The 13,038-nt window shown below is 46.2% G+C and carries 13 protein-coding genes; 10 read left to right on the top strand and 3 right to left on the bottom strand.

Features of this window, described 5'->3' with window-relative positions:
* The first annotated feature begins 104 nt into the window (after positions 1-104).
* Both OEL90_RS12775 and OEL90_RS12770 read left to right on the top strand, forming a co-directional pair.
* Positions 105-443, top strand: coding sequence for a hypothetical protein (locus OEL90_RS12775; protein ID WP_300689177.1), 339 nt, complete (start codon positions 105-107; stop codon positions 441-443).
* A gap of 198 nt (positions 444-641) precedes the next feature.
* A complete protein-coding gene (locus OEL90_RS12770) occupies positions 642-1,856 on the top strand; it encodes an ATP-binding protein (protein WP_300689174.1) in 1,215 nt (404 codons plus the stop codon).
* A 68-nt stretch (positions 1,857-1,924) separates the two neighbouring features.
* Here OEL90_RS12770 and OEL90_RS12765 read toward each other — a convergent pair whose 3' ends face one another.
* Positions 1,925-2,854 carry an EamA family transporter gene (locus tag OEL90_RS12765; protein WP_300689171.1) on the bottom strand — a complete coding sequence of 310 codons (930 nt, stop codon included), beginning with the start codon at positions 2,852-2,854 and terminating at the stop codon, positions 1,925-1,927.
* Positions 2,855-3,135: 281 nt separating this feature from the next.
* On the opposite strand from OEL90_RS12765, the gene OEL90_RS12760 reads away from it, so the two are divergent.
* From OEL90_RS12760 to OEL90_RS12725, 8 genes are all read left to right on the top strand, one after another.
* Positions 3,136-3,453 carry a pyrimidine/purine nucleoside phosphorylase gene (locus OEL90_RS12760; RefSeq protein WP_300689168.1) on the top strand — a complete coding sequence of 106 codons (318 nt, stop codon included), beginning with the start codon at positions 3,136-3,138 and terminating at the stop codon, positions 3,451-3,453.
* A 266-nt stretch (positions 3,454-3,719) separates the two neighbouring features.
* Complete coding sequence (locus OEL90_RS12755; RefSeq protein ID WP_300689165.1) at positions 3,720-4,835, top strand: aldo/keto reductase; 1,116 nt, start codon at positions 3,720-3,722, stop codon at positions 4,833-4,835.
* A gap of 79 nt (positions 4,836-4,914) precedes the next feature.
* On the top strand, positions 4,915-6,084 hold the full coding sequence (locus OEL90_RS12750) for an iron-containing alcohol dehydrogenase (protein ID WP_300689162.1): 1,170 nt from the start codon (positions 4,915-4,917) through the stop codon (positions 6,082-6,084).
* 28 nt (positions 6,085-6,112) lie between these two features.
* Positions 6,113-6,634, top strand: a complete 522-nt coding sequence (locus tag OEL90_RS12745) for a flavodoxin (protein WP_300689160.1) — start codon at positions 6,113-6,115, stop codon at positions 6,632-6,634.
* 29 nt (positions 6,635-6,663) lie between these two features.
* Complete coding sequence (locus OEL90_RS12740; protein WP_300689158.1) at positions 6,664-7,296, top strand: flavodoxin family protein; 633 nt, start codon at positions 6,664-6,666, stop codon at positions 7,294-7,296.
* A gap of 21 nt (positions 7,297-7,317) precedes the next feature.
* The gene (locus tag OEL90_RS12735) at positions 7,318-7,704 is read left to right on the top strand and encodes a MerR family transcriptional regulator (RefSeq protein WP_300689157.1); all 387 of its coding nucleotides are present in this window, start codon (positions 7,318-7,320) and stop codon (positions 7,702-7,704) included.
* A gap of 252 nt (positions 7,705-7,956) precedes the next feature.
* On the top strand, positions 7,957-8,940 hold the full coding sequence (locus OEL90_RS12730) for an ATP-binding protein (protein ID WP_300689155.1): 984 nt from the start codon (positions 7,957-7,959) through the stop codon (positions 8,938-8,940).
* A 232-nt stretch (positions 8,941-9,172) separates the two neighbouring features.
* A complete protein-coding gene (locus OEL90_RS12725; RefSeq protein ID WP_300689153.1) occupies positions 9,173-10,543 on the top strand; it encodes a helix-turn-helix domain-containing protein in 1,371 nt (456 codons plus the stop codon).
* Positions 10,544-10,741: 198 nt separating this feature from the next.
* Here the strand turns inward: OEL90_RS12725 and OEL90_RS12720 are convergent, their stop codons facing one another.
* Entirely contained in the window at positions 10,742-11,716 is a 975-nt protein-coding gene (locus tag OEL90_RS12720; protein WP_300689150.1) for a dipeptidase, read from the bottom strand.
* A 58-nt stretch (positions 11,717-11,774) separates the two neighbouring features.
* Positions 11,775-12,986 carry a DUF819 domain-containing protein gene (locus OEL90_RS12715; RefSeq protein WP_300689147.1) on the bottom strand — a complete coding sequence of 404 codons (1,212 nt, stop codon included), beginning with the start codon at positions 12,984-12,986 and terminating at the stop codon, positions 11,775-11,777.
* Between the last annotated feature and the right edge of the window lie 52 nt (positions 12,987-13,038).

The following is a 13,038-nucleotide window of genomic DNA, read 5'->3' as shown; positions in this document are numbered from 1 at the left end:
GTTGGTTGGAAGTTTTTGTTTGGGGTTGGAAATTGGGTATAGATGTGATGTAGGACGCGGGAGTCTAAGTAAGGAACAAGTGAAGGAAAAGTGAGGTGTATTGCATGTTCACGAAAAGAATGAAAATCTGCCTGATTACGGGTGTTATGCTTGGGATTGTCTGCATTATCGGTGCGTCTGTCAGGTCGGGCTTTCAAAGTGAGCCTTATTTTCTGTTTTCTCTGTGGTATAACCGTGTGATTATGGGGCTGGTTATTGGTCTGTCTGGCAGGGGGATTAAACTGCTTAATGTGGTCGTTAGAGGTGCGATACTCGGACTTATTGTGTCTTTTGCTTTTTACAGTTCAACTGGGTTCACGGATGTTGTTAGTTTTCTGGCTGGGATTTTGTATGGTGTGATTATTGAGGCAGTGGCGTTTAAAATGGATCAGAAATCTATGTGAGTTGTTTGGTGGAAATGGGTGTTTGGAACCACCTCGCCACTTTATGATTATTAGTATATGAAAAATCCGTGTAATTTAAAATATGATTTTAAATTACACGGATTTTACTGCTTGTTTATTGCGTTATACTCGTGTAATATAAAATCAGAATTTCAATTATACGGATATTATTGTTTTTATGAGATGAGGTGACAAGGGATGTTTATTAACAGAGCTTTGGAATTGATCGTGAAAGAAGTTGCCAATTCATTTCCTGTACTGTTGTTAACTGGTCCAAGACAGGTCGGAAAAACAACACTCTTAGAAAAAATTGCTGAAAAAGAGCGGAAATATGTAAGTCTGGATGATCCGGCAGCCAGACAATTGGCAAAAGAAGATCCTTTGCTATTTCTGCAGCGGTACGAACCGCCGGTGATTATTGATGAGATCCAGTATGCGCCCGAACTGTTGCCGTATATAAAGATTCATGTAGATAAAGGAAAGAAAATGGGGGAATTTTGGCTTACAGGATCTCAGATGTTTCATATGATGAAAGGGGTAAGTGAAAGTCTCGCAGGGCGAGTGGGTATTATACCTATGCAGGGGCTTTCTATCTCAGAGTTGAACAAGATACCGAATGAGCCTTTTTCAACAGATACTAAACGTTTAATGAACAGAGTTGGTTCTGCAAAAAAGATGAATTTGATTGAAGTCTATGAACGGATCTATAAAGGTTCAATGCCCGCACTCTATGAAAGAGAGCAAAGTGTTGAAAGATTTTATGCCTCCTATGTTGACACTTATATCCATAGAGATATCAGAGATTTGACTCAGGTCGCTGATGAAATGCAATTTCAGAGGTTCTTAACAGCTTGCGCAGCAAGAACGAGTCAAATGGTAAATTATTCTGAATTGGCAAAGGATGTAGGCATTTCTGCGCCAACTGCAAAAAACTGGTTGTCAATTTTAGTTACATCAGGAATTGTTGTTCTGATAGAACCCTATTTCAACAATGCTCTAAAAAGAATTATTAAAGCGCCAAACATGTATTTTATGGACACCGGTCTTTGTGCTTATCTGACGAGATGGACATCCAGTGAAGCTTTAGAGGTTTCAGCCATGTCAGGCGCGTTTTTTGAGACCTTTGTAGTTTCTGAAATAATAAAGAGTTATTTGAATGCTGGAAAAAGACCACCGGTGTTTTACTATAGAGATTCAGATCAAAAAGAAATCGATCTAATCATAGAAGAAAATGGAAGACTCTATCCAATAGAGATTAAGAAAAGCAGCAATCCCCAAAAGAGTGCAGGCCGTCATTTTTCAATATTGGAGAAAACCGGTCTGGAATGTGGCATGGGAAATGTTGTATGCATGGCGGATGATTTATTGCCTATAACTCGTGAGGTATGGGCTGTTCCGGTATGGCTGATTTAAGGGATTAAATGAAAGAGCCAAGACCATCGGCAAAATAAATGGTCTTGGCTCTTGTTCTTTCAATAAGTTTACGCTGCTGACTCCGCAGTCTCCAGCACTTGCTGTGGTTTGGAGGTGTCGGCTTGTACCAGGATGACCCCGGAAAGAATGACGGCCATGGAAAGCAGAATGCCAGGGGTGATGGGCTCGTTCAGGATCAGCCAGCCCATGAGAACGGCGACCATAGGGTTGATGTAGGCATAAGTATTGGCTTTCGCGAGAGGCCAGGACTTTATGATGTGCATATAGGCGCTGTAAGCCAGGATAGAACCGAAGATGATCAGGAAGAGGAGCGCCATGAGGCTTTCGATTGAGACGTTCAGGGTGTGGTTTTCGCCTGTGGCAAAGCTGGCGGCCAGAATCCCTAGACCGGCAAAGAACATTTGAAGTCCGGACTGCACGATCATGTGGCTTCGCAGTCTCACCGTCCCTGAATAGATGGTGCCTGCGGACCAGAGCACGACTGAGATCAGGCACAGGATGACGCCGCGCAGATCCAGCCGCATGTCGCCGCCGCCTGAAAAGATGAGGATGGCAACGCCGCTGAAGCCAATTAAGAGACCTAGCCATATGCGGAGGTTAGCAGTCCTGAGCTTTGGATAACAGATTATTTGCATGACGGCAACGGCCAGCGGAATTGAAGCGACAATCAGGGAGACGGCGCCGGCGCTGATATAGCGTGAGGCCAGTCCTACAAAGGCGGGACCGCCAAAGAGGATCAAGAGACCAATGATGGCGGATTGAACATATTCTCGTGGATAACTGGGGAATGGAATGCCTTTCAGGAATGCGTAAAGCAGCATCAGGGCGCCTGCGATGGAGAATCTGAGAGAGGTGAAGAATAGCGGCGCAATGTCCGTGACGCCAATTTTTATGGCAACATAGGCGGAGCCCCAGAAGATGCAGACGGCCAGGTAGGCAAGCCAGTTGGTGAGTTCTTTATTGTTGGATTTAGACATGGGTTAGGGCTCCTCGTGAGGTCGATGTTTGTGTTTTTAGACAGATCAGTCAATGGGATTATGGCGTATACGTGTTTAGTGTAACAGGTGCGGGGTCACTTATCAAAATATATTTATGATTTTAATGCGGATCTCCTGAAATATTTGTTGGAAAGGGTCGATTTGTGTTAATGCCGGCCTTGAGCGCAGAGAAAAAGAAGATATAATGGTAGAAAGGATTCTTGAGGTTCGTTTGTTTAAAGCGGATTCGGTGTTAATAATGGTTGAAGGATGGTTGGAGCATGAGTGAATTCAAAAATGTGACAGTGGTTAAAGAAGCAAATAAGTATTTTGGTGGCGCGGTGACAAGCCGTACTGTGATCTTCGAGGATGGGGAAAAGAAGACCCTAGGCATTATGATGCCGGGTGAATATGAGTTTGGCACGGCGGAGAAGGAAGTTATGGAAATCATGTCAGGCAGACTCAGTGTTCAGCTTTCTGAGGATCAGCCGTGGATATCGATTCATGATGCTTTTACGTTTGAGGTGCCGGCGAATTCGAGATTCAAATTAGTGGTTGAGGAAGTCACGGATTATTGTTGTTCGTATGTGAAGGCATAGATCAAGATTTTCATGTTGAGAAATGGGAAGGGCCAAGACCATCGGCAAAAGGTGGTTTTGGCTTTTGAATTTTTGAAGGGTGAAGTGAAACTTTAATTCAATGTAATAATAAGTTTTTCGCAAACCCTTGACTTGGAGTTAACTCCAGGGTTTATGATGGGTAGGATGAAATGCGCTGCTGGTTTTGTCGTGGGAGTTACAAAGCTGATCTCGTGGTGGGATCCAGTTCATTACTGTTGTCAGAATCTAGCACTGGAGGTTATGTTGTGAAAAAACTCGGATTTGGTTTAATGCGTCTGCCGCTGTCTGACCCGGAGCAGGCGTCAAGTATAGATCTGGAAGCCCTTAATCAGATGGTGGATACGTTCCTGGATCAAGGTTTTACTTATTTTGACACCGCCTATATGTACCATGATTTCAAAAGTGAAATTGCCATTCGCGAGGCGCTGGTCAAACGGCATCCAAGGGAACGGTTTAAACTGGCGTCAAAGCTGCCTGTCATGTTTCTGAAAACGAAAGAGGACCGGGAACGAATTTTCAATGAGCAGCTGGAAAAGTGCGGCGTTGACTATTTTGACTATTATCTCCTGCACAATTTGAGCATCTCACATTATGAGATTGCCAAAGATCTTGAGTGCTTTGAGTTTGTCCTGCAGAAGAAGAGAGAAGGCAAGATCGGGCAGATTGGTTTTTCTTATCATGATCATGCGGGGCTGCTTGAGGACATATTGAGCGCGCATCCCGAGGTCGACTTTGTTCAGCTTCAGATCAATTATCTGGATTGGGAGCATGAGGGGATTCAGTCGAGGAAGTGCTATCAAACAGCGAGGCGCCACAATAAACCTGTGATTGTTATGGAACCGGTGAAAGGCGGCGCTTTGGCTCGTATTCCGGAGGCGGCGGAACTGATGTTTAAGAACCATCGGCTGGATTGGTCTGTACCTTCCTGGGCAGTGCGATTTGCCGGGAGCCATGAGGGCGTCTTTATGGTGTTGAGCGGCATGTCAACTATGGAGCAGCTGCTGGACAATATGAGTGTTATGAAGACTTTCGAGCCGCTGGGGCAGGCGGAGGTCGAGACCATCCAGAAGGCGGTGTCGATCATCAATGAGGCCATAGCTGTAGCTTGTACGGCTTGCCGGTACTGTGTGGACGATTGTCCGAAAAATATTCCGATTCCAAACTATTTGGCGCTGTACAACGCAGAGATGCAGTCGACGAATAAAAAATTTTCCTTACAAAAGGTCTATTATGAGAATTATGCCAAGGCTTTTGGTAAGGCGTCGGATTGTATTGAGTGCAAAAGGTGCGAGGCCCTATGTCCGCAGCATCTTGAGATTGTTCAGCATCTTAAGTCGGTGGCTGAGGTTTTTGAAGGTTAGTGTGATATTTGATAGCGTAGGATTGTGAGAAAAAAATTACTTTACTCCACTTAATTTGAAAATGAAAGGACAATTCCACATGAATAATTTTGTATACGACATTCCAACCAAAGTGTATTTCGGTGAAAATCAGCTGGGGAACCTGGGCCCGGAGCTGAGCAAATACGGCAAGAAGGTGCTCTTGACTTACGGCGGTGGGTCCATCAAGAAGATTGGCCTCTATGACAAAGTCGTGGAGGAGATCAAGAAGGCGGGCCTCGAGCTTTTCGAACTTTCTGGGATAGATCCTAATCCGCGAGTGTCCTCGGTCAATGCCGGTGCGGACATCTGCAAGAGAGAAGGCATTGATGTGCTGCTGGCCGTCGGTGGCGGGTCGGTCATTGACTGCACGAAGTATATCGGAGCGGCGGCTTACTATGATGGTGACGCGTGGGATATTCTCCTGAAGAAAACCCCGGTAGAGCAGTGCTTACCTATTGTCACGGTCCTAACCCTCTCCGCCACGGGTTCCGAAATGGATTCCGGCGGTGTCATCAGCAACCCGGAGACGAACGATAAAATTGGTTTGCTTTTTCCGGTCATGCAGCCTAAAGTCTCCTTCCTGGACCCAACGGTGACATACTCCGTGAACAGGTATCAAACCGCCTGTGGCGCCGCTGACATTATGAGTCATATAATTGAAGTCTATTTCAATATGAATCAGGACTTGTACATGCTGGATACGGTCATGGAAGGTTTAATGAAGACGGTGATCAAGTATACGCCGGTGGCTTTGGCCGAGCCGGACAATTATGAGGCGAGGGCAAATCTGATGTGGGCGTCTTCCTGGGCAATCAATGGGTTTGTGAACGGCGGGAAGCGTCATGCCTGGAGCTGTCACCCAATGGAGCATGAGCTTTCGGCGTTTTACGACATCACACACGGGCTGGGACTGGCGATTCTGACGCCGCGCTGGATGGCTTATACGCTGGGCGAGAAGACCATCGGCAAATTCGTTCAGTATGGTGTGAATGTGTTCGGTGTTGACCCGACGCTGCCGCAGATGGAGATCGCGCAGCAGGGCATTGAGAGGTTGAAGGCGTTCTTCTTCGAGACGCTGGGGCTGCAGAGCACGCTGACGGAGATTGGCATTGACGACACGCATTTTGGACTGATGGCGGAGAAGGCGGCGGAGCTTGGGGCGACTAAGTACGCGTTCCAGCCTTTGGCTGCGGAGGATATTGAGAAGATTTACAGGATGTGCTTGTAGAGAAATTTGGGAATTGGGAGTGACTGTTATGGGGAAGATACTTATTGCGTATTACTCGCGAAAAGGACAAAATTATGTCAGCGGGGCCATTAAAGATTTGAAGGTCGGGAATACGGCCGTGGCGGCTGAGATGCTGGGGGCGCTGACGGGTGGCGATCTGTTTGAGATTGATACCGTTGCGGCTTATCCGTTGGATTACATGGAAGCGACGGAGGTGGCTCAGAAGGAGCTGCGTGCGGGTGCGCGTCCGGCGCTGACGGCTCAGGTGTCAGGCATGGAGGAATATGATACCATTATTTTGGGCTATCCCAACTGGTGGGGCACTATGCCCATGGCTGTGTATACCTTCCTCGAAGCCTATGATTTTTCCGGAAAGAAGATCCTTCCTTTTTGCACCCATGAGGGCAGCGGGCTCGGGCGCAGTGAGAAGGAGATCGCGAAGATTTGCCCGGATGCGGCGGTTTTAAAGGGTCTGGCGATTCACGGAACCGGTGTGGTTGGTGCTGGACAGGCACTGGAGAAGTGGCTGAAGCAGGCGGGTATTAAATAATAAAGTTTTTTAGAGAGAGGGAATGAAGGATGAAAGTCTTACTGGTGAACGGGAGCCCTCATGAAAAGGGCTGCACTTATACTGCGTTGTTGGAGGTTTCGAAGGCTTTAAATGAGGACGGGATCGAAACGGATTTCTTCTGGATTGGTACAAGCCCTATGGCGGGATGCATAGACTGTGGGACCTGCGGCAGAACCGGAAACTGCGTGTATGGCGACAAGGTGAATGAATTCACTGAGATCGCTGGTCAATATGATGGGTTTATCTTTGGCGCGGCGGTGCATTATGCTTCGGCGAATGGCGCGATGACTGCTTTCATGGACCGCGTGTTTTATACGGACGGGCGCTCTGGCAGACGCAACTTTTATTTGAAACCGGCAGCGGCGATCGCCTGCGCGCGGCGGGCCGGGACGACGGCGACTTTTGATCAGCTGAATAAATATTTTTCGATTTCACAGATGCCTATCATTTCATCGAATTATTGGAACAACGTGCATGGGTTAACACCGGGAGAGGTTGTTCAAGATTTGGAAGGCATGAAGATCATGAGGACCCTTGGGCGAAATATGGCCTGGTTTTTGAAGTGCAAGGAAGCGGGCGCAAAAGCCGGCGTGCCTTTGCCGAAAAAGGAAGAAGCCGTCTATACTAATTTCATTCGTTGAGGTTTAGGGAGGCATTTTAAATTGACCATTTCTGAGGTTAGTGAAAAATATGGACTTTCAGCGGATACGCTGCGCTACTACGAAAGGGTGGGGATGATCCCGCCTGTAAACCGGACGCCAAGTGGTCTTCGTGATTTTACTGAATTGGACTGCAGGTGGGTGGAGCTGGCAAAATGTATGCGCAGCGCCGGGCTGCCTGTCGAGGTCATGATTGAGTATGTCAAGCTGGTACAACAGGGGGAGCATACCATTGAGGCTCGAAGAGATCTCCTGGTGGAGCAGCGCGTTCATCTGCTGGCCCAGAAGGTGGCTATTGAAAATATGCTGGAGAAGCTGAATTATAAGATCGGTCGGTATGAAGAGGCCGTGGAGACGGGTGTGCTGTCCTGGGATCCGGAAGAAGTGTAGGGGGCGGCGTGCTTTTTGATTTGAGAAATGGAAAGCGCCAAGACCATCGGCAGAAAAGCTCTGCTGGGTCTTGGCGCTTTGCTGTGTGAAGAGGTTTAGTGTCAGGCGCTCATTGTAGTTTTGTGTTTGATATTTTTTCGATTCAGTCTGCAACACAAAGCGAAAATGATTCGAATCGTATCGAATCATTTTTTTCGTTCGGTAATGATTTGAATAGACAACTTTGGGTAAAATGGGCATGAGGTGTTTTTAATGAAAATTGATGAGCTTCCTAATGGGATTTTAAGTAAGGATTCAAAAACAGACCACTTTGAAACTCGGCGCTCTGATAATCAAGAGCTAACCTTCATTCAAGCAGAAGGGATTTTTGAGAAATCTCAAATTAGGATGGATGATGAGCTGAAAAGATCTATGGGGATCATTAATGATGAAGGAGATTTTACAAATTTGGGATTGCTCATTTCGGATCAGAATTGTTACTCGATTACTGCAGCGTTCATTCAGGGCGGCAGCAGTTTGATATGTAAGTTTAGAGAGGAATTCACCGGATCAATTCTGAAGCAATGTTACGCTTTATATGACTATATAGATCAGTTCAATAGAACAAGATCAGAAATTGAAGGATTATACCGTCATGACTTCCGTGATTATCCATTAGAGGCTATACGTGAAGCGTTGATGAATGCTGTGGTTCATAGGGACTACGCATTCAACGGAAGTACTTTGATAAAAATATTTGAAGATCGCATTGAGTTTTTAACCTTTGGTGGTTTGCCAATTGGCTTGACATCCTCTGATCTTAAATTTGGCATATCTGTGCCTCGTAATTTGCGTTTGTTGGACGTGTTTCGCAGGCTGAATCTGGCTGACTCTGTTGGAATTGGTTTTAAGAAGATTGAGAGATGCTACCAAGGGGAAAGGACCCAACCGTCAGTAGACGTTACTGAAAATGTGTTTATGCTAACTCTGCCAAACTTAAATTTGGATAGGGAGCATCCCCAAATTCATTCAGAGTCATACGTTCGAGAGACTGAAGACCTTTCAGAAATTGAGCGGTCAATTGCTGAATTTATAGGCAGCAAATATGAGGTTTCCAGAAAAGAGCTAGAAACTTCATTTGGACTTTCTCAAAGTCGAGCTGTGCGGACATTGAACGGTCTTATTGACAAAGGCCTGATTCATAGTCGTGGAAATGGGAAGAACACAGTTTATGTTTCGAAGTCTAAAAAATGGTAAAGTGACTTTGGATGTCGGAAAGAATGTCGGAAAGAATGTCGGAAAGAATGTCGGAAAGAATGTCGGAAAGAATGTTGGTAGGGCTGTGGAAATAAGCCATTTCGTAAATTGAACAATAAATAATCCATTAGCTGAAGTTAATTTTATCTGATGGTAGAATGCAGGTCTGTAATTTATTATTCTTTGCACAGTTAGTTAGAGAATGTTCTGCTGGACAGGTAGGAGTGGTCTTGTGAACAAAAGCGAACTAAATACTATCGTTGCGACAGGTGAAAATTATAAGATTGAGTTCAAGGAGAATATCGATAAGACTTTTGTCGAAGAAGCTGTAGCATTTGCAAATGCATCGGGTGGAAAAATTCTTATGGGTATTACAGATCGCGGGGAAATTAAAGGTATTGATACCTCAAATTCTTCGAGATCAAGAGTGCAGGATACACTGATGGGGATAAAGCCGACCATCGGCATAAGTATTGAAATTGTTGAGAATGTAATGGTGATTGAGGTACCAGAGGGAAGAAACAAGCCATATGCTTGTTCAAAAGGGTTCTTTTTGCGTGTTGGGGCGAATTCGCAAAAGTTAGATCGGGATGATATTATGGAGTTCTTTCAGAGTGAAGGCAGGATTAGATTCGACGAAATTATTAATAGGGACCTTGAGGTCGATAGCGTTCTGAATAAGAGTGCATACGATAATTTCATAAGGCTTGCTGGAATTTCAAATGTCCTGGATCCAGTCAGCGTTCTGGAAAATCTGAACTGTGGCCAGACTGATGACGAGAGATTTAGGCTCAATAATGCTGGAATTCTGTTTTTCTCTGACAATCCAATTCGACATATAAGTCATGCTTCGGTCGTGTGTGCGTTATATAAAGGGAAAGATAAAGTGATCATTTTGGACAAAAAGGATTTGAGTGGATCTATTTTGCAGATGATAGATGATGGTATTTTGTTTTTGAAAAAACATCTTAATTTAAGTTATGAAATTGAGGGCTTAAGGAGAAAGGAGATTTTGGAACTTCCCGAGGTGGCTTTGAGGGAAGCGGTCACTAATGCGGTTTGCCATAGAGATTATTTTGAAAAAGGCGCTCAAGTCATGATCGAAATATTTGATGACCGGGTTGTGATCTCTAACCCCGGGGGATTGCCTAAAGGTTTGGAAGTGAAGAACTTCGGTAAAATTTCAATGGCGAGAAATCCGGTCATTGCTTCACTTCTTGAAAAGTGTGACTATATTGAAAAGATGGGGACTGGCATACAGCGGATGCGGATTGCCATGGCGGAGAAACATTTACCCGAGCCGGAATTTGACTTTGAAGGTTTTTTTATTGTGACTTTATACAGAAATTCAAAGCAGGTTAGACAAGGGATTGAGAAGGACAGAGATCATGAGGATCTGGGTATTGAGGGAAGGATCCTCGAGCTGATGATGGCGGATTCCGGGGTTACGATTTCCGGGATGTCAGAAAAACTTAACAGGTCTACCCGGACTGTTGAAAGACATTTAAAGAAATTGCGGGAAGACGGATTTGTTGTAAGAGAGGGTTCAAAGAGCTCTGGTAAGTGGGTTGTGAAGGCCACGCTGGCTGATGAGAATGAATAATTGAATGAAATTTGAAGCGCCAAGACCATCGGCAGAAAAGCTCTGCTGGGTCTTGGCGCTTTTTGTGTGATGAAATTTGGGGGAGTGAAGGCGTTAAATAGATTTGAATTATTCTCTCAAGCTCTGGCACCGGAATGAAGTGAGTGACAGGCACTCAATTCATTTCCGTCCGCGTCACCAAGTTAAACTATTAACGACTTACTTTATTACCCGATCCATTAATGCGAGGAAATTTTTATAGCTGACCAGTTCAATTTCTTCCTGGCTGAAGCCCCGTGCGCTCAACCGGGATATCATGTTAGGTGCCTGGGTGATGTCCTCGAGGCCTATAGTGCCGGCATATGTATCCGAGGTAAAGCTGTCCGTGGTCGAGCTGGACAGGTATTCGAAAAAGTCGAAGCCCAGGGCAATTTTGTCAATCCCAATCAGCCCTGCGACGTGCACCAGGTGATCGATCAGCCGGTCGACGGTTCTCTCCGCCGGCTCTTCGTGAATAAACTCGTTGTAAGCGTTAAGTCCAACCAAACCATTTTTGCTGCCGATGGTTTTGATTTGTTCATCGGTTAAATTCCTGGGAACGTCGCACAAGGCTCTGGCGTTGCTGTGGGACGCAATGATCGGTTTGCTTGAAAGGTCGGCAATGTCCCAGAAGGTTCTGACGTTGGAGTGGGAGACGTCCATAATCATGCCAAGGTCATGGATCAGTGATACGGCTTCTTTGCCTTTCTGAGTCAGGCCGCGGCTAGGTTCGCCTTTGACGCCTGTCGCCAGCGCGTTCTGCTCGTTCCAGGTCAGGCTTGCGTGTCGGAAGCCCAACTGGTAGAGCGTATACAGGGCATCGACATCTTCTCCAATGCCGCTGAGGCCCTCGAGCCCAAGCATGACTGCGAGCTTGTTGGCTGCGATGGCTTTCGCAAAATCTTCAGATCTGTACATGACCTGGACAAGGTCTCTGCTGTCGAAGAGTTCCTTGCTCATTGCCTGGATACTCTCGAGCAGCCTTTCTTTTGGGCGGGCATCGTGGGGCGGATCCGCCCAGATTACGAAGATCCCACCTGCCATATTGCCTTTGTTAAATCGCTCCAGATGATAATCCCTTATTATGTTTCTCTTGCCTTGCGCACTTTTGACTGTGACGTCAGTCCAAATATCTCCGTGAATGTCGAGCAGCATGCTGCACCTCCAAAAGCTGCAGGGCGCGCCAACCGAGCCCTGCAGATAGTTTCTTAATCTACATGTACTGAAGAAGATTGCCCATAAAGATGCCCAGGTAGTTGCCTATGATGTAACCAAAGACACCTGCGAGAATGATTGGGCCAACCAGCTTGTTCCAGCCTTTTGCGATTGCCATTGCTGCGGCAGTGGTTGGACCGCCGATGTTCGCGTTGGAAGCAAGGAGGATTTCTTCGAGATCAAATTTGAAGAGTTTGCCAAGAACAAGAGATACCAGCATGTTGATTATAACGATAATGGCTGTGAAGACGAGGAGCAGAGGCGCCTGGTTGATGATGACTGAAATGGAAGCCGGAACACCGATGACGACCAGGAAGATGTAGATGAGGAAGGTTCCGATTTCCTGAGCGCCGTGAATGCCGCTCATAAATTTAGGGGCGAAGGTTGCCAGCAGCATAGTGAAGGTCGTGATCAACAGGTATTTATTGCCGAGGAGACCGTTTGACAGGTCGAGGAAGAAGTTTCCGGTTGGAATGATGCCTTTGAGAACTGCAGCCAGTTCTGTTGAGACCCAGACAATGATGAGGCCAAGTGCAAGAGACATAGCGATATCTCTTAATGAAATCTCTTTACGACCCCAGTATTGCTTCGCGAGGGTTTCGCCTTCGGATGTGTCCACCATTGCGTTGACGGCATCGATATGTGGATGCTTGAATTTTTTAAGGAAGAAGTTCATGGTTGGGATTGCAAGTAAAACGAAGAAGTAGAGGGCCATCAGAAGGTTGTCCGCTACGGTGAGGGCTGAAATCCAGGATTCGCCGGCACCGAAGGCTTCGGACATAGCCGCGAAGTTGACCCCGCCGCCTATGTAAGAACCGGTCATGATTGCGGACATTTTGTACAGCTCTGGAATTGAGTTCTTGAGCATGGCGTGTGCCACAGTAACGCCTGCAATGGTTCCAATTGAGCTCAGGAGGAAGATGATCATTATGCGTCCGCTTTCACGCCAGATCTTTTTAATGTTGGCGTTGAACATCAACAGAGGAATGGCCAGCGGTACGACATAGCCCCAGACCACGTCATAGGTTGGTGCGGCAGTAGGGATGATGTTGAGGTTGGCGAGGACCATGGCGATGACGAGACCGATAATGGCGCCGGTGATCTTTGATGCCCATGCGTAAGTTTGCTCGAGATAGATGCTGAGTGCCGCGGTGCCGACGAGGATTGACCATAGAGCCCAAGCATTGTCTGCGCTGATGAAAGAATTCATTATAATACCTCCTCTATAAAATGAGTTCTTCGTTACAATCAATATATTAAAC

This window comes from Acidaminobacter sp. (assembly GCF_030247605.1).
In the GTDB taxonomy this organism is placed as follows: domain Bacteria; phylum Bacillota; class Clostridia; order Peptostreptococcales; family Acidaminobacteraceae; genus Acidaminobacter.
This window is presented reverse-complemented; position numbering and strand designations above follow the sequence as displayed.